We start from the raw sequence: 26,417 nt of genomic DNA on the forward strand, positions 1-26,417 counted from the left end.
ACCCGGTCCTCCCGGGGCCTCGCGCCCGCGACGGCGTCACCGCATCAGCAGCCCCGCGCCCTCCCCCAGGTCCTCGGCGGGCACCGCCACCAGCCCCAGCTCCGCGCTCGACGCCAGCAGACGGTGGGCCGGCAGGATGCGGACGGTGTAGCCGTAGGGTCCCGTGCGGTCCAGGGACAGGGGGCCCTCGTAGGTCCAGCGGCCCTCGATGTCGGGGCCGCCCGTCGGTTTCAGGGGCACCGTCGAGGCGTCCGCGATGCGGTCCTCCGGGTCGACGCGGCCGGAGACCGCCTGGACCTCCACGTCGTCCGGGGCGAGGTCGCCCAGGCCGACGCGGACGTGCAGGGTGAGGGTCGAGCCGAGTTCGGCCGTCGCCGTCACCGTGGACACGGACGTCTCCACGTGGTCGACGCTGACGTCGTGCCAGGCGGAGCGCACCCGCGCCTTCCACACGGCGAGTTCACGCGCCGCGTCCGCGGTCATCGCGCGGTGCGCGTGCGCGGCCGGCGTGTAGAGGCGCTCCACGTACTCGCGGACCATCCTGCCCGCCAGGACCTTCGGGCCGAGCAGGGTGAGGGTCTGGCGGACCATCTCGATCCAGCGGTCGGGCAGGCCGCTCTGGCCGCGCTCGTAGAAGCGGGGCGTGACGCGCTGTTCCAGCAGGTCGTACAGCGCCGCGGCCTCTATGTCGTCCCGGCGGTCCGGGTCCGTGCCGGTGCCGTCCGCGGTGGGGATCGCCCAGCCGAAGTCGGGCTGGAACCACTCGTCCCACCAGCCGTCCAGGACCGACAGGTTGAGGCAGCCGTTCAGGGCGGCCTTCATGCCGGAGGTGCCGCAGGCCTCCAGCGGCCGGAGCGGGTTGTTCAGCCAGATGTCGCAGCCGGGGTAGAGCTTCTGGGCCATCGCCATGCCGTAGTCCGGCAGGAAGACGATGCGGTGGCGCACCCGCGGGTCGTCCGCGAAGCGCACCAGCTCCTGCACCAGGCGCTTCCCGCCGTCGTCGGCAGGGTGCGCCTTGCCCGCCACCACGATCTGGATGGGCCGCTCGGGATGCAGGAGCAGGTCCATCAGCCGGTCACGGTCGCGGAGCATCAGGGTGAGGCGTTTGTACGAGGGAACCCTGCGCGCGAATCCGATGGTGAGGACGTCGGGGTCGAGGACACCGTCGATCCAGCCCAGCTCGGCCGTCCCCGCCCCCCGTTGGCGCCAGGACGCGCGCAGCCGCTCCCGCACCTCCGTCACCAGCTGCTCGCGCAGCACCCGCCGCAGTTCCCAGACGTCCTGGTCCGGGATCTCCCCGACCGCGTCCCAGCGGTCCGAGCCGCCCACCGTCAGCGCGTCCTCGGTGCGCTGGACGCCGATCTGGCGGGCGCCGAGGCGGAAGACCTCGGGGGCGACCCAGGTCGGGGCGTGGACGCCGTTGGTGACCGAGGTGATCGGCACCTCGTCGGGGTCGAACCCCGGCCACAGGCCCGAGAACATCTCGCGGCTGACGTTGCCGTGCAGCAGCGAGACCCCGTTGGCCCGCTGCCCCAGGCGCAGGCCCATCACGGCCATGTTGAAGAGGTTCGGCTCGCCGCCGGGGTAGGTCTCCATGCCGAGCTGGAGGATCCGCTCGACGTCGATGCCGGGGAGCTCGGCGTCGGGGCCGAAGTGGTGGGCGACCAGCTCACGGTCGAAGCGGTCGATGCCGGCCGGGACGGGGGTGTGGGTGGTGAAGACCGTGCCCGCGCGGACGGCCTCCAGCGCGGGCTCGAAGTCCAGCCCGCCGGCGGCCAGCTCGGCGATGCGCTCCAGACCGAGGAAGCCGGCGTGTCCCTCGTTGGTGTGGAACACCTCGGGCTCGGGGTGACCGGTCAGCCGGCAGTACGTCCGCACCGCCCGTACCCCTCCTATGCCCAGCAGCATCTCCTGGAGCAGCCGGTGCTCACTGCCGCCGCCGTAGAGCCGGTCGGTCACCCCGCGCTCGCCGGGGTCGTTGTCCTCGACGTCGGAGTCGAGCATCAGCAGCGGCACCCGGCCGACCTGGGCCAGCCAGACGCGGGCGTGCAGCGACCTGCCGCCGGGCAGGGCGAGGGAGACCTGGGTGGGGGTGCCGTCGGGCTCCTTCAGAAGCGCCAGCGGCAGCTCGTTGGGGTCCAGGACGGGGTAGTGCTCCTGCTGCCAGCCGTCCCGGGACAGCGTCTGGCGGAAGTAGCCGTGCCGGTACAGCAGCCCGACTCCGATGAGCGGCACACCGAGGTCGCTGGCCGCCTTGAGGTGGTCCCCGGCGAGGATGCCGAGGCCGCCGGAGTACTGCGGCAGAGCCGCCGTGACGCCGAATTCGGGTGAGAAGTAGGCGACGGCGGCGGGGAGTTCGGCGGACTGGTCCTGGTACCAGCGTCCACCGGTGACGTAGTCGTTGAGGTCGCCGGCGACCACGGTCAGCCGGCGCAGGAAGCGGCGGTCCTCCGCCAGTTCCGCGAGGCGTGCGGGCGAGACGCTGCCCAGCAGCCGTACGGGGTCGTTGCCCGTGGCGGCCCAGCACTCGGGGTCCACGGACTGGAAGAGGTCGCGGGTCTCCGCATGCCAGGACCAGCGCAGATTGCGCGCCAGGTCGCTGAGGGGCCGGAGGGGTTCGGGGAGGACAGGTCGGACGGTGAATCGACGGATCGCCTTCACGGTTCACCTCGGGCAGCACGTGGCAGGGGACACACGGCGGTGTGGGTCCCGTCATCGCCCCCGACGGTATCGGTATGCGGGGCTTCGTCACCACAGGGCGTTTTTGCGGCTGTCAAGCGAAGAGGGGTGAGCACCTCCGTCCGAAATCGAGCGCAACCTTTACGGATCCCCCATAGACGATATGGCCGATTCCGCCCCCGTAGGCGTCCTTGTGGCGACTTCTCACCTCACGAGAGGGTGACAGTGGCGCACCGGCCGGGCCGGGTGCACCCGGTGATTCCCGGCCGCCGCGCGCCGAGTTGAGGAGGGGAACTCACACCATGGCACGGACGCGTACACGGCGTCTGCGCCGGGCGGGTGGTCTGACCGCGGTGACCTGTGTCGTCGCGCTTTCGGCCGCCACCATGCCCGCGCACGCCGTACCGGAGGGGCAGATACTCGGCGCCGGGGACCCCGGCTCCGTCAGCGGCAGTTACGTGGTGACACTCAAGGGGGAGACGAAGGCACCGTCGGCGGCCGGAAAGAGCCTCGCCGAAAAGTACGGGGCGAAAATAAGCCACACCTACGGCACGGTTCTCAACGGCTACGCCGTCCGGGCCGACGAGAGACAGGCCAAGCGGCTCGCGGCCGACCCCGCGGTCGCCTCCGTCGTCCAGGACACCCGGGTGACCTTGGAGCACACGCAGAAGAACCCGCCGTCCTGGGGTCTCGACCGCATCGATCAGGCCAATCTTCCGCTGAACAAGCGGTACACCTGGCCCGAGTCCGCGGGCGCCGGGGTGAAGGTCTACGTCATCGACACCGGCATCCGCATCTCGCACAAGGACTTCGGGGGCCGGGCGAGCTACGGCTGGGACTTCGTCGGCAACGACAAGGGGGCCGGCGACGGCAACGGCCACGGCACGCATGTCGCCGCCACCATCGCGGGCCGGCAGTACGGCGTGGCCAAGAAGGCCGAGGTCGTGGCCGTACGCGTCCTGGACAACGCGGGCGGCGGCACGACGGCACAGGTCATCGCGGGCATCGACTGGGTGACCAGGCACGCGAGGAAGCCGGCGGTCGCCAACGTCAGCCTCGGGGGCGGCCGCAACGCGCAGCTGGACGCCGCCGTTCGCAACTCCATCGCCGCCGGTGTCACCTACACCGTGGCCGCGGGCAACGACGGGCTGCCGGCGGGGCTGTACTCCCCCGCGGGGGTGCGGGAGGCCATCACGGTCGGGGCCACCGACAAGAAGGACGCACGGGCCGGTTTCTCCAACATCGGGCCGGCGCTGGATGTGTTCGCCCCGGGCGTGTCGATCACCTCGGCGTCCCACGCGAGCGACACCGGGCGGGCCACCTACTCCGGTACGTCGATGGCATCACCGCACGTGGCGGGGGTGGCCGCGCTCTATCTCGCGGACCATCGCAAGGCGTCGCCGGCCCAGGTCTCCAAGGCCCTTGTGACACAGGCCGTTTCCGGCAAGGTATCCGGCCGCGGGCTCGGCTCGCCGAACAAACTCCTGCAGGTACCGGGCTCGTAGCGGCCACTTCACGGCGAAGTGCGGACACCGGCCCCGTTCCTGAGGAACGGGGCCGGTCTTGTGCGTAGACATACGCGTGAGTAGTTAACAAAGTGCCGGATTGCCCACACGAATAGGGTGGGAAGGCTCCTCCGGTACACCCCACCGTGCGCCCCCGGGCGTACACCCCCACGCGGCCCCGGCCGCACAGCGACACAGTCACCACGCAGGACCCACCTCCCCACAGCCATCCGCCCACCAACGTTGACGCGGACAGGAGCGGTCATGCCCGCCATGCACCACCAGTCGTCCACACCCCCGACGCCTCGCGCCGCAGCACCACCAGTCCCCCGCGCCACCGCCGCCGAGACCGGACCGCCGGCTCCGGAGCGACCCTCCACGACCGACCCGGCCGGCGGTGTCGGGCGCATACCGGTTCTCGACGTCCGCCCGGTCGTCCAGCAAGGACGCAGGCCCGCGAAGTCCGTCGTGGGCGAGACCTTCGAGATCTCGGCGACCGTGTTCCGCGAGGGACACGACGCCGTGGCCGCCAATGTCGTACTGACCGATCCGGACGGCCGACCCGGCCCCTGGACCCCGATGCGTGAACTCGCCCCCGGCACCGACCGCTGGGGCGCCGACGTCACCGCCGGCGAGCCGGGCAACTGGACCTACCGTGTGGAGGCATGGGGCGACCCCATCAGCACCTGGCGGCACCACGCCGAGATCAAGATCCCCGCCGGGATGGACACGGACCTGGTGCTCGAGGAGGGCGCCCGGCTGTACGAGCGGGCCGCCGCCGGGGTGCCCGAGGGCGAGGGGCGGCCGGTGATCCTCGCGGCCGCCGAGGCCCTGCGGGACGAAAGCCGCCCGGCGGCCTGGCGGTTGGCGGCCTCCCTGACGCCCGAGGTCGACGCGGTGCTGGGGCGTCATCCGTTGCGGGATCTGGTGACGTCGTCGGATCCGTTGCCGCTGCTGGTGGAGCGGGAGCGGGCGCTGTACGGGTCCTGGTACGAGTTCTTCCCGCGTTCCGAGGGCACCGCGGAACGCCCGCACGGCACGTTCGAGTCGGCCGCCGGCCGGTTGCCGCAGATCGCGGCGATGGGGTTCGACGTGGTCTATCTGCCGCCGATCCATCCGATCGGCACGACGTTCCGCAAGGGCCCCAACAACACGCTGTCGGCGGGGGCCGGCGATGTCGGGGTGCCGTGGGCGATCGGTTCGCCCGAGGGCGGTCATGACGCGGTCCATCCGGACCTGGGCACGATCGAGGACTTCGACCGGTTCGTGGCGCGTGCCGGGGAGCTGGGTCTGGAGGTGGCGCTGGACTTCGCGCTGCAGTGTTCGCCGGATCATCCGTGGGTGGACAAGCATCCGGAGTGGTTCCATCACCGTGCGGACGGCACGATCGCGTATGCGGAGAACCCGCCGAAGAAGTACCAGGACATCTATCCGGTCGCGTTCGACGCGGACATGGACGGTCTGGTCGCCGAGACGCTGCGGGTGCTGCGGCACTGGATGGACCACGGGGTGCGGATCTTCCGGGTGGACAATCCGCACACCAAGCCGGTGGTGTTCTGGCAGCGGGTGATCGCGGACGTGGGCCGTACCGACCCGGACGTGATCTTCCTGGCGGAGGCGTTCACCCGGCCGGCGATGATGCACACGCTGGCGCAGATCGGGTTCCAGCAGTCGTACACGTACTTCACCTGGCGCAACAGCAAGCAGGAGCTGACGCAGTACCTGACGGAGCTGTCCGGGGAGGCGGCCGCCTACATGCGGCCGAACTTCTTCGCCAACACCCCCGACATCCTGCACGCCTACCTGCAGGACGGCGGCCGGCCCGCCTTCGAGGTCCGCGCGGTCCTCGCCGCGACCCTGTCACCGACCTGGGGCATCTACAGCGGCTACGAACTGTGCGAGAACACCCCGCTGCGCAAGGGCAGCGAGGAGTACCTCGACTCGGAGAAGTACCAGCTGCGCCCGCGCGACTGGGCCGCCGCCGAACGCGAGGGCCGCACCATCACCCCCCTGCTCACCCGCCTCAACGCCATCCGGCGCGAGAATCCGGCCCTGCGGCAGCTGCGCGACCTCCACTTCCACCAGGCGGACCAGGAAGCGGTGATCGCGTACTCCAAGCGGCAGGGCTCGAACACGGTTCTGGTGGTCGCCAACCTCGACCCTCACCACACCCAGGAGGCCACGGTCTCGTTGGACATGCCGCAACTCGGCCTGGACTGGCACGAGTCGGTGCCGGTGCGCGACGAGCTCACCGGCGAGACCTATCACTGGGGCAGGGCCAACTATGTGCGCCTTCTGCCTGGCGGCGCGCATGTGCTCGTCGTCGGCCGGGGGTCCGGGGGTTATCCCCCGGATGGGCACAGCCGTGTTCTGCGACCGTCCACCCCGCAGATCGGAGGGTCACCCACAAAATGATCGTCAACGAGCCCGTTCAGGACACCTTCGAGGACACCCCTGCCAAGGATCGTGACCCCGACTGGTTCAAACGCGCGGTCTTCTACGAGGTCCTGGTCCGCTCCTTCCAGGACAGCAACGGCGACGGCGTCGGCGACCTCAAGGGCCTGACCGCCAAACTCGACTACCTGCAATGGCTCGGCGTCGACTGCCTGTGGCTGCCGCCCTTCTTCAAATCACCGCTCCGCGACGGCGGCTACGACGTCTCCGACTACACCGCCGTCCTGCCGGAATTCGGCGACCTCGCCGACTTCGTGGATTTCGTGGACTCCGCCCACCAGCGCGGCATGCGGGTCATCATCGACTTCGTCATGAACCACACCAGCGACCAGCACCCGTGGTTCCAGGAGTCCAGAAAGGACCCCGACGGCCCCTACGGCGACTACTACGTCTGGGCCGACGACGACAAGGCCTATTCCGACGCCCGGATCATCTTCGTCGACACCGAGGCCTCCAACTGGACCTTCGACCCGGTCCGCAAGCAGTACTTCTTCCACCGCTTCTTCTCCCACCAGCCGGACCTGAACTACGAGAACCCGGCCGTGGTGGAGGAGATCCTCTCGGCCCTGAAGTTCTGGCTGGACCTCGGGATCGACGGCTTCCGCCTCGACGCCGTGCCCTACCTCTACGCCGAGGAAGGCACGAACTGCGAAAACCTTCCGGCGACGCACGAGCTGCTCAAACGGGTGCGCAAGGAGATCGACGCGCACTACCCGGACACGGTGCTGCTGGCGGAGGCCAACCAGTGGCCGGAGGACGTCGTCGACTACTTCGGCGACTACAGCAGTGGCGGCGACGAATGCCACATGGCCTTCCACTTCCCCGTCATGCCCCGCATCTTCATGGCCGTGCGGCGGGAGTCCCGCTACCCCGTCTCGGAAATCCTCGCCAAGACGCCGGCCATTCCCTCCCGCTGCCAGTGGGGCATCTTCCTGCGCAACCACGACGAGCTGACCCTCGAAATGGTCACCGACGAGGAACGCGACTACATGTGGGCGGAATACGCCAAGGACCCCCGCATGCGCGCCAACATCGGCATCCGGCGCAGGCTGGCGCCCCTGCTGGACAACGACCGCAACCAGATCGAGCTGTTCACCGCGCTGCTGCTGTCGCTGCCCGGCTCGCCGATCCTGTACTACGGCGACGAGATCGGCATGGGCGACAACATCTGGCTCGGCGACCGCGACGCCGTGCGCACGCCCATGCAGTGGACCCCGGACCGCAACGCGGGCTTCTCCTCCTGCGATCCGGGGCGGCTGTATCTGCCGACCATCATGGACCCGGTCCACGGCTACCAGGTGACGAACGTCGAGGCGTCCATGGCCTCGCCGTCCTCGCTGCTGCACTGGACCCGCCGCATGATCGAGATCCGCAAGCAGAACCCGGCGTTCGGACTCGGCACCTACACCGAACTGCAGTCGTCGAACCCGGCGGTCCTCGCCTTCCTGCGCGAGTACGAGGACGACCTGGTGCTGTGCGTGCACAACTTCTCGCGGTTCGCGCAGCCGACGGAGCTGGATCTGCGACCGTTCAACGGCCGACATCCCGTCGAGCTGTTCGGCGGGGTGCGATTCCCGGCCATCGGTGAGCTCCCGTACTTGCTGACGCTCGGGGGCCACGGCTTCTACTGGTTCCGGCTGCGCAAGGACGCCGCCTGAGAGCCCGGGCGGGGCGGTTTCCGCCGCCCCGCCCGGGGCACGCAGAAGTAACACCCCGACCCCCCGGGGAAAGGACGCGACGCCATGTCGGAAGCCGTCACACGTACCGTCACCACTTCGCCCGGCCTCCTTGCGTCACTTGATCCACTGCTGCGGGAGTGGCTGCCACGACAGCGGTGGTTCGCGGGCAAGGGGCGTCCGGTCACCGGGTTCTCGCTGGTCGCCGCCACCGAACTGCTGCCGCCCGGCGCCAAGCTGGGCCTGTACCACCTGCTGGTGCGCGCTCATCAGCCGCTCGTGCCGGTGCCGGGCGCACCCGAGCAGCCCGCCGACTGCTACCAGCTCCTCATAGGGGACCGCGAGGCACTGCCGCCGCGGCTCGCGCCCGCGCTGATCGGGCACGTGACCGAGGGCCCGCTCGCCGGACGGACGGTCTACGACGCCCTGTGCGACGCCCGCCCCGCCGAACTGCTCCTGGAGGCCCTGCGCACCGGGGCCCGGATCGGCGCGCTGCGCTTCGAACGGGACGACGGCCAGGAGATCCGGTCGGCTCTGGTGCCGCGCCTGGTCACCTCGGAGCAGTCGAACTCGTCGGTCGTCTACGGCGATACGTTCATCCTGAAGCTGTTGCGCCGGGTCGTGCCCGGCGTCAATCCCGACCTGGAACTTCCGCTCGCGCTGGCCCGCGAGGGCTGCGACCGGGTGCCCGCGCCGACGGCGTGGTTCTGCTCGGAGCTGGCCGGCGAGTCGTACGTACTGGGCGTGCTCCAGCCCTTCGTGCAGGGCGCGGCGGACGGGTGGGAGCTGGCGTTGCGTGAGCTGGCCAAGAGCGAGGACTTCGCCGCCGAGGCGCGGGCGCTGGGCCAGGCGACCGCCGAGGTGCACACCGCGCTCGCCCGCACCCTGCCGACGGTGACGCTGGGGCACACGCAGGTGCAGCAGCTGGTCGACGGCATGGTCGAGCGGCTCGACGCGGCCGCGCAGGCGGTGCCGGCCCTGCGGCCGTACGCGCCGGCGCTGCGCTCCGCCTTCGAGGCGCTGGCCGACCTCGCCGCCGAGGGCTGCACCTGGACCGCCCAGCGCATCCACGGCGATCTGCACCTCGGGCAGTGCCTGCGTTCGCCCGGCGGCCGGTGGTGGCTCATCGACTTCGAGGGCGAGCCGTCGAAGCCGCTGGCCGAGCGGCGCATACCGCAGCCCCCGGTCCGGGACGTCGCGGGCATGCTGCGCTCGTTCGACTACGCGGCCCACTCGGCCGACCTGCCGGTACCGGGCTGGGCCGAGGCCTGCCGGGCCGCCTACTGCTCCGGGTACGCGCAGGTCAGCGGCACCGACCCGCGGACTGATCCGGTGCTGCTGCGGGCGTACGAGACCGACAAGGCGATCTACGAGGTCGTCTACGAGGCCCGCCATCGCCCCGACTGGCTCCCGGTACCGCTGTCCGCCATAGGCCGCCTCGCCGCGGACTCCACCACCCCGTCCCCTCTGTCCAGCCCTTCATCTCCACCCTCGCCTAGGAGGCCCCGCCCGTGACCCCCCGCACCACTCCCTCCAGCGGTTCGGAAGCCGAGAGCACGGCCGCGCAGCCGGCCGAGAAGACCAACGTCGCCAAGAGGGCGACGACCAAGGCCGCCGAGGCAGCGGAGGCCGTGAAGAAGGGGACGGCGAAGAAGGCGACGAAGGCCGCCGGGCAGAAGAAGGCGGCCGCGAAGAAGACGGCCGGCAAGAAGGCCGAGGCGAAGAAGCCGGCCGCCAAGAAGGCCGCCGCGAAGAAGGCGGTGACGAAGAAGGCCACCGCGAAGACCACGGCGGCGAAGAGCACGGCCGCGAAGAGCACGCCGTCGGCCAAGAGCACCGCCCCGAAGAAGGCCGCCAAGAAGATCCCCGCGCAGAAGGCGGCGCAGAAGAGGATTCCCGCACAGAAGGCGGTCCCGAAGCCGGCCGAGCCGGTGGAGATCGCCGTCTCCCCCGCGCTCGACGCCGTCGACCGGGACCGTCTGCTCACCGGCACCCACCACGCCCCGCACTCCGTGCTCGGCGCGCACCCGGTGCCCGGCGGTGTCGCCTTCCGCGCGTTCAAGCCGTTCGCCCTGTCGGTGACCGTCGTCGCGGGGAACCTGCGGGCCGAACTGCATGACGACGGGGAGGGGTTCTTCTCTGGGCTGCTGCCGCTGCTGGAGGTCCCGGCGGCCTACCGGCTGCTCGTGACGTACGAGGGGTCGGTGCAGGAGACCGAGGACGCCTACCGTTTCCTGCCCGCGCTGGGCGAGCTCGATCTGCATCTGATCGGCGAGGGCCGGCACGAGGAGCTGTGGCGGGCGCTCGGCGCCGAGCCCATGACGCATCAGGGCGTGACCGGCACCCGCTTCACGGTGTGGGCGCCGAACGCGCGTGGCGTGTCCCTGGCCGGCACGTTCAACTTCTGGGACGGCACGGGCTATCCGCTGCGCTCCCTCGGCGGCACCGGGGTCTGGGAGCTGTTCGTGCCCGGCATCGGCGAGGGCGAGCTGTACAAGTTCGAGATCACCCGGCCCGACGGCTCGAAGACGCTGCGCGCGGACCCGATGGCCCGCCGGACCGAGGCCCCGCCCCACACGTCCTCCATCGTGCACGCCTCACAGCACGAGTGGGGCGACGCGGCGTGGCTGGAGCGGCGCGGTTCGGTGCCGGCGCACGAGGCGCCGTTCTCGGTGTACGAGGTCCACCTGGCGTCCTGGCGGCCGGGGCTGACGTACCGGCAACTCGCCGAGCAGCTGCCCGCGTACGTCAAGGATCTGGGGTTCACCCATGTCGAGCTGATGCCGGTCGCCGAGCACCCGTTCGGCGGTTCCTGGGGCTATCAGGTCACCGGCTTCTACGCGCCCACGGCCCGCCTGGGCACGCCCGACGACTTCAAGTACCTGGTCGACCGTCTGCACCAGGCCGGGATCGGCGTGCTGATGGACTGGGTGCCGGCGCACTTCCCGCGCGACGACTGGGCGCTGGCAGAGTTCGACGGGCGCCCGCTGTACGAGCACGAGGATCCGTTGCGCTCCGCCCACCCGGACTGGGGCACCCTGGAGTTCGACTTCGGGCGGCGCGAGGTGCGCAACTTCCTGGTCGCCAACGCCCTTTACTGGTGCGAGGAGTTCCACATCGACGGGCTCCGGGTGGACGCGGTGGCGTCCATGCTCTACCTGGACTACTCGCGCGAGCCGGGCCAGTGGGTGCCGAACGAGCACGGCGGGCGGGAGAACCTGGACGCGGTGGCGTTCCTGCAGGAGATGAACGCGACGGTGTACCGGCGCGTGCCGGGGGTCGTGACGATCGCGGAGGAGTCGACGGCCTGGGACGGCGTGACCCGTCCGACGCATGTGTCGGGTCCCGGCGGTTTCGGTGGCCTGGGGTTCGGCCTGAAGTGGAACATGGGCTGGATGCACGACTCGCTGGAGTACATGGCGAAGGAGCCGGTGCACCGCAGGTACCACCACAACGAGATGACGTTCTCGATGGTGTACGCGTACAGCGAGAACTACGTGCTGCCGATCTCCCACGACGAGGTGGTGCACGGCAAGCGGTCGCTGGTGTCGAAGATGCCGGGCGACTGGTGGCAGCAGCGGGCCAACCACCGTGCCTACCTGGGCTTCATGTGGGCGCACCCGGGCAAGCAACTGCTGTTCATGGGGCAGGAGTTCGCACAGGGTGCCGAGTGGTCGGAGGCGCACGGGCCGGACTGGTGGCTGCTGGACCCGGCGTACGGGGCGGAGCCCGACCACCGCGGGGTGCGGGACCTGCTCCGCGACCTGAACACGGTCTACCGGCACACGCCGGCGCTGTGGCAGCGCGACACCGATCCGTCGGGTTTCCAGTGGGTGGTGGGGGACGCCGCCGACGACAACGTCTTCGCGTTCCTGCGCTACGACGCGGAGGGCGTCCCGCTGCTGGCGGTGTCGAACATGTCGCCGGTCGTCCGCGACGAGTACCGCCTGGGCGTCCCGGACGACGTCCCGGCCTGGCACGAGACGCTGAACACCGACGCGGCAAGGTACGGCGGCAGCGACGTCACCAACCCCGACCCCGTCAAGCCGGAGCCGCAGAGCTGGCACGGCCGCCCGGCGAGCATCCGCCTGACGCTGCCACCACTGGCCACGGTCTGGCTGCGGCCGGCCTAGACGGCAGCGCCCTCCAGGGGCGCGGGGAACTGCGCGACCAGCCCCCGGCGGGGGTTGGTCGCGCAGTCAGCCCGCCCCGCCACGGCGCGGGCGCATCCCTGGCGTCACCCCGAAACGCCCTCGGCCAGCGCCTGCGGCAGCCGCCCCGTGTGCAGCACCCCCAGCCGCTGTGTCGCCCGGGTGAGCGCCACGTACAGGTCGCTCGTGCCGTACAGCCCCGGCTCCACCACCAGCACCGAGTCGAACTCCAGGCCCTTGGACTGCCGGGGGTCGAGGAGTACGACGCCGCGCGTCAGGTCGGGCTCGGCGCCCGCGGTGATGCCGTCCAGCTGCGCCGCCAGCTTGCGGTGCAGATGGCGCGGGGCGATGACCGCGAGCCGGCCCTCGGCCGGGGTGAGCTCCTCGACGGCCTTCGCCACCGCGCCGGGCAGGTCGTCGGTGGCGCGCACCCAGGGACGCACACCGGTGGACCGTACGGAACTCGGCGGTTCGAAGTCCGGGTTCTCCGCCCTGACGACCGCCGCCGCGAGGTCCATGATCTCGGCGGGCGTGCGGTAGTTGACGCCGAGGCGGGTGTGCTCCCAGCGGTCCTCGACGTACGGCTGGAGGATCTTCCGCCACGAGCCGACGCCCGCCGCCTCCGCCGTCTGGGCCGGGTCGCCGACCAGGGTCATCGAGCGGGTCGGGCTGCGCCGCATCAGCAGCCGCCAGGCCATCGGCGACAGTTCCTGCGCCTCGTCGACGATGATGTGCCCGAACGCCCAGGTCCGGTCGGCCGCCGCGCGCTCGGCGGCGCTGCGGTGGTCGTCCTCCTCGTGGCGCTCGGCGAACCGTTCGGCGTCGATGATGTCGTGCGCGGACAGGACCTCGGAGTCGTCCTCGTGCTTGTCCTCGAACTCGTAGGTGCGCGAGGCGTACGAGACGTCCAGCACGCCCTGTGCGTAGGCGACCTGCGTCTCCCGCTCCCGCTCGGCCAGCGCCCGCTTCACCCGCTCGTCCTCGCCGAGCAGTTCGGCCGCCTCGTCGAGCAGGGGTACGTCGGCCACCGTCCACGCCCGGGTCACGGGCCGGCGGATCGCGGCGACGTCCTCGTCGGGAAGGTGGCCCACGGGGTCGGCGAGGAAGTCCGCGACCAGGCGCTGCGGGGTCAGCCGGGGCCACAACTGGTCGATGGCCGCCCAGACCTCGGGGTTCTCGGCGATCTCGTCACGGATCTGCGTGATGTCGCTCGGGTCCAGCAGATTCGTACCGTCGAAGGGGTCCGTTCCGACCCGCTCGGCGTAGAGCTCGGTGAGCGTGTTGAGGATGTGGCCCTCGAAGTGCTCACGGGCCACGTTGTGCGGCAGCCGGGCGGCCCGGGTGCGCTCGCGGGCCACCTTGACGAGGCCGTCGTCGAGCATCAGGATCTCGCGGTCGTGCTCGATGGCGATCACCGGGTCGGGCAGCGCCTGCCAGTCCCGTACGGCCTCGGCGAGCACGTCCGCCATGTCGGCGCGGCCCTTCACCGCGGCCGCCTCGCGGGTGTCGGTCGCGGTCGCCCGCACGCCGGGGAAGAGTTCACCGACGGTGGCCAGCAGCACGCCCGTCTCGCCCAGCGCGGGCAGCACCTCGCCGATGTAACCGAGGAAGGCGGGGTTGGGGCCGACGATCAGGACCGCGCGCTTGGCGAGCAGTTCCCGGTGTTCGTAGAGGAGGTAGGCGGCGCGGTGCAGGGCGACGGCCGTCTTGCCGGTTCCCGGGCCGCCCTCCACGACCAGCACCCCGCGGTGCGGCGCGCGGATGATCTCGTCCTGCTCGGCCTGGATGGTCTGGACGATGTCGTTCATCCGGCCGGTGCGCGCGGTGTTCAGCGCGGCGAGCAGGACCGCGTCGCCGGTCGGGTCCTCGTGGCCGGTGCGCTCCCGGTCGCCGAGGTCGAGGATCTCGTCGTGCAGGGCGGTGACCGTACGGCCGCTGGTGGTGATGTGCCGCCGGCGCCGGAGCCCCATCGGGGTGTGACCGGTGGCCAGGTAGAAGGGCCGGGCGACGTCGGCCCGCCAGTCGACGAGGATCGGGGTGCGCTCCGCGTCGTCGGTGCGCAGGCCGATGCGGCCGATGTGGTGGGTGACGCCGGAGGAGAGGTCGATCCGGCCGAAGCAGAGCGAGCCGTCCACGGCGTTCAGCGCGGCGAGCAGTCCCGAGCGCTCGGCGACCAGGATGTCCCGCTCCAGCCGGGCCTGCATGGGCGTGTTGCCCTGGGCGAGCGCGTCCGTGACCAGGGTCTCGGTGTCACCGCGCAGCGCGTCCACGCGCGCGTACAGGTCGTCGATGAATTCCTGCTCGCGTCGCATTTCACCGTCTTGAAATTCGGTGTTTGACAATTCTGCTCCCGCCCGGATATACTGTGCTCACTGAACTTCACCGCGACCGAATTCACGCGAAGTCGCGAACCATTGAATATACGCAAAGAAATCCCCCGAGCGCAATTGCTCGGGGGATTTCTTGTGTTCCGGGGAGAATCACAGCACCTCGGCGAGCTCCTCCAGCAGTCGCCGCTTGGGCCGCGCCCCCACCATCGACTTCACCGGTTCACCGCCCCGGAAGACCATGAAGGTCGGCATCGACAGCACCCTGTACGCGTTCGTGGTGTCCGGGTTGGTGTCCACGTCCAGCTGCACCACCTTCAGGCGCTGCTCCTCCTCCGCGGCCAGGGCCGTGAGCACCGGCCCCATCTGCCGGCAGGGCGGGCACCAGTCCGCGGTGAACTCCACCAGCACCGGCAGTTCCGCCCCGATCACCTCCGTCTCGAAGTCCGCGTCCGTCACCTCGGCCACACCCGCCGCCCTGATCACAGCTCCTGCCCTCCCAGTTCGCACAACGGTGGTTCCCCCTCGGCCATCGACAGCCGCAGGCCGATCTCGGCCCGCACGGCCTGCAACTCGCCGATCAGCTCGTCGAGCTCGCCCAGCTTGCGCCGGTAGACCTCCAGCGAGGCGGGACACGAGTCGCCCTCCGGGTGCCCGGCCCGCAGACACTCCACGAAGGGCCGGGTCTCCTCCAGGTCGAACCCGAAGTCCTGCAACGTCCTGATCTGCCGCAGCAGCTTCAGGTCGGCCTCGTCGTAGGTCCGATAGCCGTTGCCGCCGCGTCGCGCGGGCAGCAGCCCACGCGACTCGTAGTAGCGCAAGGTGCGCGTCGTGGTCCCGGCCCGCGCGGCCAGCTCGCCGATTCGCATGCCTACGAACGTAATCCTTGACGCCGACGTCAGGGCAACCGCGGCAGGAGCGGCTTTCGCGGCAGCGGGGAGGACAGCACGATCGACGTGGTGGTCCGGCCCAGCGCCGAGGTCAGTTCGAGGATCTCCTCCAGATGGACGGTGTCCTCGACGGCGACCTTGAGGATCCAGCAGTCCTCCCCGACGACGTGGTGGACCTCGACGATCTCCGGGCGGTCCATCAGCTCCAGGGTGCGCGGGTGGCGCAGGGTGTACCCGCCGTGCGGGTTGACCCGGATGAACGCCTGGATGCCGTAGCCCAGCCGGGCCGGGGCGACCTGCGCGCCGTATCCCGTGATCGCGCCCGCCGTCTCCAGGCGCCGCACCCGCTCGGTGACGGCCGCGGGGCTGAGCCGCACCCGCCGGCCCAGCTCGCTGAGCTTGATCCGGCCGTCGGTCTGGAGCAGTTCCAGGATCTGCCGGTCCAGCGCGTCGAAGGCCACCGATGTTTCGACGGCGGACGGTCGCGGATGCCGTGGTTCTTTTGGCGCGGTGGCCGGATCTCCCATGTCTTCCCCTTCAGGACGCGGTGCGGGGCCAGGAGAATTATGGTCATGCGAAAGGCACGAGAGGTACTCGTCATCGGCGGCAGCCGCTATTTCGGCAAGCGGTTGATCGCCCGGCTGCTGGCCGCCGGGGACCGGGTGACGGTTCTCAATCGCGGTTCGTCGCCGCCGCCGCCCGGAGCGGTCCACCTCGTCGCCGACCGGGACGACGAGAAGTCCCTGACGGCGGCGCTCGGTTCGCGGACCTTCGACGCCGTGGTCGACCAGGTCTGCTACACCCCGCGCCAGGCGGCGATCGCCCGCCGGGTGTTCGCCGGCCGCACCCGCCGCTACGTGCTGACGTCGACGGTGGAGGTGTACGAGTACGAGGACTCGATCGCCCCCGTGCGCGAGACCGACGTGGACCCGGAAGCCGTACCCGTCGACCTCGAACTGCCCTGGGCGGACCCCGAGTTCCTCGACACCCACTACGGCGAGGGCAAGCGGCAGGCGGAGGCCGTGTTCGCCGCCGGCCCGGAGTTCCCTTTCACGGCGGTGCGGGTCGCCCATGTGCTGGGCGGGGAGGACGACTTCACGGGCCGCACCGAGCACTACGCGAGCCGGATCCGCGCCGGGACGCCGATCGCCGTACCGGTGGTGAACCATCCGGCGACGTACATCCATGTCGAGGAGATCGCCGACTTCCTGTTCTGGGCGGTGGGCGAGGACTTCACCGGGCCGGTCAACGCCGCCTCGCACGGCCTGCTCACCACCGAGGAACTGTGCGCCGAGATCGCCGCGCACTTCCCGGACGGCCGCACCGTCTTGCGGCCCGTGGAGGTCGGCCAGGTGTCCCCCTTCTCCTTCACCCGCGCCTACGGCATGGACAACTCCCGCGCCACCCGGCTCGGTTTCCGCTTCACCCACGCCCGGCAGTGGCTGCCGAAGGCCGTCGCCGAGACCCTCGGAAAGGACGGCGGCTGACATGCGCCACCGCACGCTCGGCTCCCTGCGCGTGAGCGCGATCGGCCTCGGCGCGATGCCGCTGTCCATCGAGGGCCGCCCCGACGAACGGCGTGCCCTGGCCACCGTGCACGCCGCCCTCGACGCGGGGGTGACGCTGCTGGACACGGCGGACTCGTACCATCTGCCGGGCGCGGAGCCGGGGCACAACGAACTCCTCGTGGCCCGCGCGCTGGCCGCGTACGGCGGCGACACGGCGGACGTGCTGGTGGCCACCAAGGGCGGCCGCGGCCGGCCCTCCGACGGCGGCTGGACCGTGCACGGCGACCCACGCCACCTGAAGTCCGCCGCCGAGGCGTCGCTGCGGCGGCTCGGCGGCGAGGCGATCGGGCTCTACCAGCTCCACAAGCCCGATCCGGCCGTTCCGTTCGAGGAGTCGGTCGGCGCGCTGCGCGACCTGCTCGACGAGGGCAAGATCCGCCTGGCCGGTGTCTCCAACACGGACGTGGACCAGATCCGCGCGGCCCACCGGATCCTCGGCGACCGGCTGGTGTCGGTGCAGAACCGGTACTCGCCCGCCGTACGGGACAGCGAGGCCGAGCTCCGCCTGTGCGCGGAACTCGGGCTCGCCTTCCTGCCGTGGAGCCCGCTCGGCGGCATCTCACGCAGCTCGCTGGACGGGCCGTCGCGGCAGGAGGACACGCGCCTCGGCGCCTTCCACGACGTGGCGCGGACCCACGCCGTCAGCCCGCAGCGGGTGGCCCTGGCCTGGCTGCTCGCACGGTCTCCGGCGGTGATCCCGATCCCGGGCGCGAGCCGTCCGCGGACCGTCCGGGACTCGGCGGGCGCGGCCGACCTGGTGCTGAGCGCGCGGGAACTGGAGCGGCTGAGCAGCGCGGCCGTGCCGGTCGGTGGAGGCGCGCGGGCGGTCAGTCGTACGGCGGTGGAGCCGGCCCCGGGTCCCCCGCCTCCCCGTCCTCGCCCCGCACGCCGAGCAGTCGGCGGGTGAGGTGGTCCTGGTCGGAGAGGAGTTCGTCGAGGGCGGCACGGACGTCGTCCGGCTCGGTGCGAGGGGACTCGCGCTCGGCCGCGATCAGCACGGAGCGCCGTACCAGTTCCTTGGTGAAGGAGGCCGTCGTGCCCTCCGTGCGCGCCACCACCTCGTCCTTGACGTCCTTGCCGAGGCCGAGTCCGGCGCCGTAGAGGTCGAACAGCCGGGCGCGGCCCTCCCCGTCGGGCAGGGGGATCTCCATGGCGAGGTCGATCCGGCCGGGGCGCTGGGCCAGGGCCGGCTCCAGCAGGTCGGCGCGGTTGGTGGTGAGGAGGAAGGCGACGTCGGCGTCGTCCCCGAGACCGTCCATCTCGTTCAGGACCTGGAAGAGCAGGGGCTGATCGCCGCCGCGGTAGTCGCGGGCCTCGGCGATCAGGTCGCAGTCCTCCAGGACGACGAGCGCCGGCTGGAGCATGCGGGCCAGCGCGCACGCGGGACCGATGGCCGAGATGCTCGTGCCGGCGAGGATCACCACGGTGAACTGCGGGAGGTGGGAGAGCAGATAGCGGATCGTGTGGGTCTTGCCGGTGCCGGGCGGGCCGTACAGGAGCAGTCCGCGGCGCAGGTGCTGGCCCGCCGCGAGAAGCTGCTCGCGGCGCCGCGCGACGCCCATGACCTGGCGTTCCAGGCGTTCCAGCAGACCGGTGGGCAGCACGATGTCGGAGCGGGTGAGGTCGGGGCGGCGGTGGAAGCGGAACGGTCCGAGTCCGTGCCCGAACTCCGAGCCCTCGAAGGAGAGGACCTGGCCGCGGAAGACGTTCTCCTCGCGTACGAGGGTGTCGAACTCGGCGAGCAGCCGGTCCCCGAACTCCTTGTCCCGCGCGAGGACCTCGACCTCGACCTTGTTGCGCCCGTACTCGTCCTGCGGGCCGCGCAGCAGCACCGCGAACCGTTCGTCGCCCTCACGGCCGAGGTAGAACCCGCAGGAGACGCAGGCCAGTTCGGTGTCCGGCGCGATGGGCAGATGGGCGTAGTCGACGGCGCCGATGACGAACCGGTCGAAGCGGTCGGACGCGTCGAGGATGTCGCCGAGGGTGAGGTCACCGCGGTGCTGGGCCCCGCGCAGGCCGATCAGCTCGTAGGAGCGGTCGGGTCCGGCGAACCAGCGCTCCAGGGCGAGGTGGACGTTGGGCAGTTCGTACGGCGGGTACGCCGCCTTGACCACGGGGCGGTCGGTGGGCGCGGAGCCGAGGTGGGCCACCAGCCGGGTGCTGAGGTTGCGGCCGTCCTCCCGCTCGCCGCGCGAGGTGCGGGCGACCGCCGAGAGGAACTCCTCGAACAGCTCGCTGACGTGGTCCAGTGACTGAGGTGCCCGCACCTGCACCTGTGATCCGGGTGCCGCCTCTTCCGTCATACCCGCCTCCCGGTCCTGGTGGACGGTCCGCATCGAGGCTTCCCAGCGTGCGGCCGAAGGGGCGGCGGGTCAAAGCATTTGCGGCCCGGCGCAACGGCCGGACGCCCGGCCCCGGTTCAGGCGGGGCCGGACGTCCGGAGTGGTGTAGGGGCCGATGGCCCCTCAGGGACGCGGGGAACTGCGCGACCAGCCACGGACCACCCGCAGCCGACGGACCTCAGCTCCCCCGCGCAGTTTCCCGGCTCTCCCAGCGGAGCGCCTACGCCTTGGCGAGCTCCTTCTCGCCGCCCTGCTCCGGCACCTCGGCCGGCTCGGCGTCGTGGTCGTCCAGGAGGGTCTTCTCGTCGAACGGGATCTCACCGGCGAGCACCTGGTCGACCCGGCCGCGGTCGATCTCCTTCGTCCAGGTGCCGATCAGCACCGTGGCGACGGCGTTGCCCGCGAAGTTCGTCAGGGCGCGGGCCTCGCTCATGAAGCGGTCGATGCCGACGATGAGGCCGATGCCGTCCACCAGGGCCGGCTTGTGCGACTGGAGGCCACCGGCCAGGGTCGCGAGGCCGGCGCCGGTGACACCCGCGGCGCCCTTGGAGGCGACCAGCAGGAAGAGCAGCAGCGGGATCTGCTCGCCGACCGACATCGGCGTACCCATCGCGTCGGCGATGAACAGGGACGCCATGGTCATGTAGATCATGGTGCCGTCGAGGTTGAAGGAGTAGCCGGTCGGGACGGTGATGCCGACGACCGGCTTGCTGACGCCGAGGTGCTCCATCTTCGCGATGAGGCGCGGCAGCGCCGACTCGGAGGAGGAGGTCGACAGGATCAGCAGGAACTCACGGCCCAGGTACTTGAAGAACGTGAGGATGTTCAGGCCCGCGACGATCCGCAGCAGCGTGCCGAGCACGATGAAGACGAAGAGGAAGCAGGTGACGTAGAAGCCGAGCATCAGCACCGCGAGGCTCTTGAGCGCGTCCAGACCGGCGGAACCGGTCACGGCGGCGATGGCGCCGAAGGCACCGATCGGCGCGGCCCACATCACCATGGCGAGGATGCGGAAGACGAGGCGCTGGATGTGCTGCACCCCCCGCAGGATCGGCTCCCCGGCCGAGCCCATGGCCTGGAGCGCGAAGCCGGCGAGCAGCGCGACGAGCAGGGTCTGCAGGACCGACTCCGAGGTGAAGGCGGAGACGATCGTGGTCGGGATGATGCCGAGCAGGAACTCGGTGGTGTCCTTGGCCTCGGCGTCGACCTGCGCGTGACCGGCGTCCTTCACGGCGTCCGTGACGGCGAGGCCGGTACCCGGCTCCAGGATGTTGCCCACGACGAGGCCGATGGCGAGCGCGACCAGCGACATCGCGAGGAAGTAGACCAGCGCGATACCGCCGACGGCGCCGACCTTGGCCGCCTTGCGCACCGAGCCGATGCCCAGGACGATCGTGCAGAAGATGATCGGCGAGATCATCATCTTGATGAGCGCGACGAAGCCGGTACCGATGGGCTTCAGCTCGACCGCGAAGTCGGGGGCGGCGAGGCCCACGGCGATACCGAGGGCGACCGCGATGATCACCGCGATGTAGAGGTAGTGCGTGCGGTCCCGTTTGGCGACGGGTGCGGCTGGTGCCGTATCGGGGGAACTGGCGGCGGCCACGGCTGCCCTCCTTGACGTCTTCGTCGGTTGTCACCGGCGTGCGGCTCACGTCCGGGGTGGGGGGTCGCTGATCGGCTGGCGAGCCCCCGGGGGGACGGGGGTCGTACTCAGCGATGCGGTGACTATCTCCCGCCGTGTGAGGGCGGTCACCCTTCCGTTCATTTAGTTCACCATCGGCCAGGGAGGCAGACTGACGACATGCGCATCCCCGTCCCGAGCCCCCGCAGCCTGGCCGGCCAGCTCTTCGCGATGCAGGCGGTGCTCATAGCGGTGCTCGTCGCCGGGTACGCGGTGTTCACCTACCTCAGCGACACCGGCCAGGCCGAGGACGCCGCGGGGCGCCAGGCCAAGGCCGTGGCCCAGTCGATCGCGGACGCCCCGTCCGTGCGGGAGGCGATCCGTACCGCCGATCCGACGGCCGAGCTGCAGCCGTACGCCCTGCGGGTCCAGCACGACGCCGAGGTCGACTTCGTCACGATCATGAACACCGAGGGCATCCGCTGGACGCACCCGGACGTGGCGCAGATAGGCCAGCACTTCCGCGGTCACACCGAGCGGGCGCTGCGCGGGGAGCCCTTCACCGAGACGTACACCGGCACGCTGGGGCCGTCCGTGCGGGCGGTCGTGCCGATCTACGACGGGGGACGGGACCCGGAGCACATCGTGGGGATGGTCAGCGCGGGCATCCGGGTCGAGGCGATCAGCAAGCGGGTCCAGGACCAGCTGACGGCGCTGATCGGGGTGGCGGCGGGCGCGCTCACGCTGGGCGCGATCGGTACGTACGTCATCAACGCGCGGCTGCGCCGGCACACCCATGGCATGAACGCGGCCGAGCTGAGCCGGATGCACGACTATCACCAGGCCGCGTTGCACGCGGTGCGTGAGGGGCTGCTGATGCTGGACGGGCAGTTCCGGGTGGCGTTGATCAACGACGGCGGGCGGGAGCTGCTCGGGGTGGCGGGCGATGTGGTGGGGCGGTCGGTCGCGGAGCTCGGGCTGCCGGCGCCGCTGACCGGGGCGCTGCTGGCATCGGGGCCCCGGGTGGACGAGGTGTATCTGACGGCGGAGCGGGTGCTGGTGGTGAACACCTCGCCGGTGTCGGGCGGTGAGCGGCGCGGCACGGTGGTGACGTTGCGGGACGTCACCGAACTGCAGTCCCTGATGGGCGAGTTGGACTCCGAGCGGGGCTTCACCCAGGCCCTGCGGTCGCAGGCGCACGAGGCGGCGAACCGGCTGCACACGGTGGTCTCGCTGATCGAGCTGGGCCGCGCCGAGGAGGCGGTGGAGTTCGCGACGGCCGAGCTGGAGCTGGCGCAGGCGCTGACGGACCAGGTCGTCGCGGCGGTCAGCGAGCCGGTGCTGGCCGCGCTGCTGCTGGGCAAGACGGCGCAGGCCAACGAGCGGGGCGTGGAGCTGGTGGTGTCGGAGGACAGCCGCCTCGACGACGGTCTGCTGCCGGACACCCTGCCCGCCCGGGACCTGGTGACGATACTGGGCAACCTGATCGACAACGCGGTGGACGCGGCGCAGGGAAGCGTGGGGGCACGGGTGACGGTGACGGCGTACGCCGAGGGCGGCGAACTGGTGCTCCGGGTGTCGGACACCGGCGCCGGGGTGGATCCCGCGCTCGGTGAGACGGTGTTCCAGCGCGGGTTCTCCACGAAGCCGGCCGGGCCGGGCGGACGGGGGCTGGGCCTGGCACTGGTCCGGCAGGCCGTGAGCCGGCACCGGGGCGTGCTGTCGGTGGCGGAGGCCGACGGAGGCGGGGCGGTGTTCGAGGTGCGGATGCCGTTGGTGGACGGAGCGGGCTCGACGGACGAGGGCGGCGCGGCAGGAGAGAGCGGCTCGGCAGGAGAGAGCGGCGCGGCAGGAGAGAGCGGCTCGGCAGGAGAGAGCGGCGCGGCGGAAGAGAGCGGCTCGGCGGGAGGCGCCGGCCCGCCGGAAGGGACGGCCCCGGCGCAGGGGACGGCCCTCCCGGCGGGCGCGTCCGGCGCGGGTGCCGCGCCGGTGGAGAGGCCCGCCTCCCGGGGCTCGGCGGTTGCGAGAGGTGACGTATGACGGCGGCCGAGCAGGCGATTCGCGTCCTGGTCGTGGAGGACGACCCGGTGGCGGCGGACGCGCACATGATGTACGTCGGGCGGGTGCCCGGTTTCGTCGCGGTCGGAAAGGCGCACACGGGCGCGGAGGCGCGGCGCGCACTGGAGCGTACGCCGGTGGACCTGCTGCTGCTCGACCTGCACCTGCCCGATGTGCACGGGCTGCAACTGGCGCGCTCGCTCAGGGCGGCGGGACATCACGCGGACGTGATCGCGGTGACGTCGGCACGGGATCTCGCCGTGGTGCGCGAGGGGGTGTCGCTGGGGGTCGTGCAGTACGTGCTGAAACCGTTCACGTTCGCAACTCTGCGGGACCGCCTCGTGCGCTACGCCGAGTTCCACGCGGCCGTCGGGGAGGCGAGCGGGCAGGACGAGGTGGACCGGGCGCTGGGGGCGTTGCGCGCACCGGGACCGGCGGCGCTGCCCAAGGGTCTGAGCGCGCCGACGCTGGAGCGGGTGACCGGCGCGGTGCGGGACGCCGGCGAGGGGCTCACGGCGGCGGGAGTGGCCGAGGAGGTCGGGATCTCCCGGATCACGGCACGGCGGTATCTGGAACATCTGGTGGAGGCCGGAAGGGCCGAGCGCAAGCCGGTCTACGGGCAGGTGGGACGACCGGAGCTGGTGTACCGGTGGGTGCCGGGCCGGTGACGTGCCGGAGCCGCAACACCCAACCTCCGCACAGGCATTGACCTGACTAGACCACTCAACCTACGTTCACCGGGCAGCCATCCCCGCGCCACGACGAAGTGCGCTTGCAGGAGGTCATGCCCGTGCGCCCCACCGCCTCCCTCCCCACACTCCTCGCCCTGACTCTCGCCGCCGCCGGCACGCTCACCGCGTGCGGCGGCGGCTCCGGCAGTGACCCGGACACCGTCAAGGTCTCCTTCAAACAGTCCACGGACAACTCCATCAAGGTGATGGACACCTATCTCGCGGACATCAAGAAGCAGTTCGAGAAGGCGAACCCCGGCAAGAAGGTCGAGTTCGTCCCCATCAAGGCCCCGGACTCGGAGTACTACACCAAGCTCCAGCAGATGCTCCGCTCCCCGAAGACCGCGCCCGACCTGGTCTACGAGGACACCTTCCTCATCAACTCGGACATCACCAGCGGGTACTTGAAGCCTCTCGACCCCTACCTCGCCAAGTGGCGGGACTGGAACCAGTTCATCGACACGGCGCAGGCCGCGGCCAAGGGCGAGGACGGCAAGACGTACGGCGTCCCGGACGGCACCGACACCCGGGGGCTGTGGTTCAGCAAGGACGTCTTCAAGAAGGCCGGTCTGCCCGCCGACTGGCAGCCGAAGACCTGGAACGACGTCCTGGACGCCGCCCGCACCGTCAAGGAGAAGGTCCCGGGCGTCATCCCGCTCAACGTGTACACGGGCAAGCCCGTCGGCGAGGCCGCCACCATGCAGACCTTCGAGATGCTGCTGTACGGCACCAACGACGGCACGACGGACCCGCTGTACGACAAGTCCACCAAGAAGTGGGTGGCCGGCGGCGAGGGCTTCAAGGACTCCCTGTCGTTCGTCGAGACCGTCTACAAGGAGAAGCTCGGCCCGGAGGTCTCCGACGCCCTCGACCCCAACGTCGGCACCCGTGTGCGCGGCGAGTGGCTGCCGAAGGGCAAGCTCGCCATCGCCCTGGACGGCTCCTGGCTCCCGCAGGACTGGCTGCCCGGCAGCGGTCACGAGTGGCCCGAGTGGTCCGAGGAGCTGGGGCTCGCGGCCATGCCCACCCAGAACGGCCAGGCGCCCGGCAAGGTGAGCATGTCCGGCGGCTGGACCTGGTCCATCCCGGCCAAGGCGGGCAATCCCGACCTCGCCTTCGAATTCATCAAGACGATGCAGACCAAGGCGAACGCCCAGAAGTGGTACATCGCCAACTCCGGCATCGCCGTGCGCAAGGACGTCGCGGACGACCCGGCGTACACCGACGCCCAGCCCGGCATCAAGTTCTTCACGGACCTGGTCGCCAGCACCCACTACCGCCCGGCGTTCCCGGCGTATCCGAAGGTCTCCACCGCGGTCCAGGAGGCGATGGAGGGCGTGACGACGGGCGACATGTCGGTGGACGAGGCGGCCAAGGGGTACGACGAGGAGCTGAAATCGGCGACGGATGACCAGGTGATCCAGAAGTGAGGGACGGCGAGGACCACCGCCCATGACCGCCGAAGCACCGCTCGCGGCGACGGGCCCGGCGACGGGCAAGACCCCGTCGGGCCCGCCGGGTTCGAGTCCGTCCGCCCCCGCCTCGGCCCCGCTGCTGCGCGGCCTCGTGCGGGCCCTGCCCGTCTCCCCCGCCGTCGTCCTGCTGCTCCTCTTCCTCGCCGGCCCGATCGCCTACTGCGCCTTCATCGCGTTCACCGACCTCCAGCTCACCGGCCAGGCCGAGGAGTCGTTCGTCGGGTTCGACAACTTCCGTACGGCCTTCGGTGACGAGGCGTTCCTCAACGCGGTCTGGCTGACCCTCGTCTTCACCGTCCTCTCGGCCCTGATCGGCCAGAACACCCTGGGCCTGGCCCTGGCCGCGCTGATGCAGCGCGCGTCGAGGCCGGTCCGCACCCTGGTGGGCGGCATCGTCGTCACGGCGTGGGTGCTGCCGGAGGTCGTCGCAGGGTTCCTGCTGTACGCCTTCTTCCGTCGCGAGGGCACCCTGAACGCCATTCTGGACTGGCTCCAACTGCCCACCCAGAACTGGCTGTTCACGCTGCCGATCCTGGCGGTGTCCTTCGCGAACGTGTGGCGGGGCACGGCGTTCTCGATGCTGGTCTACTCGGCGGCGCTGAACGAGATCCCGAAGGAGATCACGGAGGCGGCGCAGGTCGACGGCGCCGGCGGCTGGCGCCGGATGTGGCACATCACGCTCCCGATGATCCGCCGTTCCATCGGCACCAACCTGATGCTCATCACCCTTCAGACGCTGTCCGTCTTCGGGCTGATCTGGGTGATGACCAGGGGCGGCCCGGGCGGCAAGAGCCAGACCCTGCCGCTGTTCATGTACGAGGAGGCGTTCCAGAAGAGCATGATCGGCTACGGCACCGCGGTCGCCCTGCTCCTGCTGGTGGTGGGCTCGCTGTTCTCGGTGGTCTACCTGCGTCTGCTGCGGACGGAGGTCTGACGC

At 71.0% G+C, this 26,417-nt stretch carries 18 protein-coding genes; 11 read left to right on the forward strand and 7 right to left on the reverse strand.

What is annotated here, in order from left to right; all coding sequences use genetic code 11:
- Window positions 1–36: 36 nt before the first annotated feature.
- Window positions 37–2,661: a glycosyltransferase family 1 protein gene (locus ACGFW6_RS18665; RefSeq protein ID WP_393510494.1), complete on the reverse strand. Its 2,625-nt coding sequence runs from the start codon at window positions 2,659–2,661 to the stop codon at window positions 37–39.
- 320 nt (window positions 2,662–2,981) lie between these two features.
- Here ACGFW6_RS18665 and ACGFW6_RS18670 point away from each other — a divergent pair, with 320 nt between their 5' ends.
- The 5 genes from ACGFW6_RS18670 to glgB all read left to right on the forward strand — a co-directional run bounded on the left by ACGFW6_RS18670 (window position 2,982) and on the right by glgB (window position 12,447).
- The gene (locus ACGFW6_RS18670) at window positions 2,982–4,184 is read left to right on the forward strand and encodes a S8 family peptidase (protein WP_393510497.1); all 1,203 of its coding nucleotides are present in this window, start codon (window positions 2,982–2,984) and stop codon (window positions 4,182–4,184) included.
- 264 nt (window positions 4,185–4,448) lie between these two features.
- Window positions 4,449–6,599, forward strand: a complete 2,151-nt coding sequence (locus ACGFW6_RS18675; RefSeq protein WP_393510500.1) for an alpha-1,4-glucan--maltose-1-phosphate maltosyltransferase — start codon at window positions 4,449–4,451, stop codon at window positions 6,597–6,599.
- Entirely contained in the window at window positions 6,596–8,296 is a 1,701-nt protein-coding gene (gene treS, locus ACGFW6_RS18680; protein ID WP_393510503.1) for a maltose alpha-D-glucosyltransferase, read from the forward strand. The genes ACGFW6_RS18675 and treS overlap by 4 nt, the downstream gene beginning before the upstream one ends.
- A gap of 84 nt (window positions 8,297–8,380) precedes the next feature.
- The gene (locus ACGFW6_RS18685) at window positions 8,381–9,829 is read left to right on the forward strand and encodes a maltokinase (protein WP_393510506.1); all 1,449 of its coding nucleotides are present in this window, start codon (window positions 8,381–8,383) and stop codon (window positions 9,827–9,829) included.
- Window positions 9,826–12,447: a 1,4-alpha-glucan branching enzyme gene (gene glgB / locus ACGFW6_RS18690; RefSeq protein WP_393510509.1), complete on the forward strand. Its 2,622-nt coding sequence runs from the start codon at window positions 9,826–9,828 to the stop codon at window positions 12,445–12,447. The genes ACGFW6_RS18685 and glgB overlap by 4 nt, the downstream gene beginning before the upstream one ends.
- 104 nt (window positions 12,448–12,551) lie before the next feature.
- On the opposite strand, the gene ACGFW6_RS18695 is transcribed toward glgB, so the two are convergent.
- From ACGFW6_RS18695 to ACGFW6_RS18710, 4 genes are all read right to left on the reverse strand, one after another.
- Complete coding sequence (locus ACGFW6_RS18695) at window positions 12,552–14,777, reverse strand: HelD family protein (RefSeq protein WP_393510512.1); 2,226 nt, start codon at window positions 14,775–14,777, stop codon at window positions 12,552–12,554.
- A 168-nt stretch (window positions 14,778–14,945) separates the two neighbouring features.
- Entirely contained in the window at window positions 14,946–15,278 is a 333-nt protein-coding gene (locus tag ACGFW6_RS18700; RefSeq protein WP_393510515.1) for a thioredoxin family protein, read from the reverse strand.
- Complete coding sequence (locus ACGFW6_RS18705; RefSeq protein WP_393510518.1) at window positions 15,275–15,661, reverse strand: MerR family transcriptional regulator; 387 nt, start codon at window positions 15,659–15,661, stop codon at window positions 15,275–15,277. The genes ACGFW6_RS18700 and ACGFW6_RS18705 overlap by 4 nt, the downstream gene beginning before the upstream one ends.
- A 29-nt stretch (window positions 15,662–15,690) precedes the next feature.
- Window positions 15,691–16,209 carry an Lrp/AsnC family transcriptional regulator gene (locus ACGFW6_RS18710; protein ID WP_393510521.1) on the reverse strand — a complete coding sequence of 173 codons (519 nt, stop codon included), beginning with the start codon at window positions 16,207–16,209 and terminating at the stop codon, window positions 15,691–15,693.
- A 45-nt stretch (window positions 16,210–16,254) separates the two neighbouring features.
- On the opposite strand from ACGFW6_RS18710, the gene ACGFW6_RS18715 reads away from it, so the two are divergent.
- Window positions 16,255–17,169 carry an NAD-dependent epimerase/dehydratase family protein gene (locus ACGFW6_RS18715; protein WP_393510524.1) on the forward strand — a complete coding sequence of 305 codons (915 nt, stop codon included), beginning with the start codon at window positions 16,255–16,257 and terminating at the stop codon, window positions 17,167–17,169.
- Window position 17,170: 1 nt separating this feature from the next.
- On the forward strand, window positions 17,171–18,157 hold the full coding sequence (locus tag ACGFW6_RS18720; protein ID WP_393510527.1) for an aldo/keto reductase: 987 nt from the start codon (window positions 17,171–17,173) through the stop codon (window positions 18,155–18,157).
- Here the strand turns inward: ACGFW6_RS18720 and ACGFW6_RS18725 are convergent.
- Both ACGFW6_RS18725 and ACGFW6_RS18730 read right to left on the reverse strand, forming a co-directional pair.
- The gene (locus ACGFW6_RS18725) at window positions 18,078–19,586 is read right to left on the reverse strand and encodes an AAA family ATPase (RefSeq protein ID WP_393510530.1); all 1,509 of its coding nucleotides are present in this window, start codon (window positions 19,584–19,586) and stop codon (window positions 18,078–18,080) included. The genes ACGFW6_RS18720 and ACGFW6_RS18725 overlap by 80 nt on opposite strands.
- A 226-nt stretch (window positions 19,587–19,812) precedes the next feature.
- Window positions 19,813–21,198, reverse strand: coding sequence for a cation:dicarboxylate symporter family transporter (locus ACGFW6_RS18730; RefSeq protein ID WP_393510533.1), 1,386 nt, complete (start codon window positions 21,196–21,198; stop codon window positions 19,813–19,815).
- 198 nt (window positions 21,199–21,396) lie between these two features.
- Between ACGFW6_RS18730 and ACGFW6_RS18735 the strand changes: the two genes are divergently transcribed.
- The 4 genes from ACGFW6_RS18735 to ACGFW6_RS18750 all read left to right on the forward strand — a co-directional run bounded on the left by ACGFW6_RS18735 (window position 21,397) and on the right by ACGFW6_RS18750 (window position 26,414).
- Window positions 21,397–23,256 carry an ATP-binding protein gene (locus tag ACGFW6_RS18735; RefSeq protein ID WP_393510536.1) on the forward strand — a complete coding sequence of 620 codons (1,860 nt, stop codon included), beginning with the start codon at window positions 21,397–21,399 and terminating at the stop codon, window positions 23,254–23,256.
- Window positions 23,253–23,942: a response regulator gene (locus ACGFW6_RS18740; protein ID WP_393510538.1), complete on the forward strand. Its 690-nt coding sequence runs from the start codon at window positions 23,253–23,255 to the stop codon at window positions 23,940–23,942. Before ACGFW6_RS18735 ends, ACGFW6_RS18740 begins: the two co-directional genes overlap by 4 nt.
- Before the next feature lie 116 nt (window positions 23,943–24,058).
- The gene (locus ACGFW6_RS18745; protein WP_393510541.1) at window positions 24,059–25,435 is read left to right on the forward strand and encodes an extracellular solute-binding protein; all 1,377 of its coding nucleotides are present in this window, start codon (window positions 24,059–24,061) and stop codon (window positions 25,433–25,435) included.
- Between the two features lie 22 nt (window positions 25,436–25,457).
- Complete coding sequence (locus ACGFW6_RS18750; RefSeq protein WP_393510544.1) at window positions 25,458–26,414, forward strand: carbohydrate ABC transporter permease; 957 nt, start codon at window positions 25,458–25,460, stop codon at window positions 26,412–26,414.
- Window positions 26,415–26,417 lie beyond the last annotated feature (3 nt).

The organism is Streptomyces sp. Y7 (genome assembly GCF_043195415.1).
Lineage (GTDB): Bacteria > Actinomycetota > Actinomycetes > Streptomycetales > Streptomycetaceae > Streptomyces.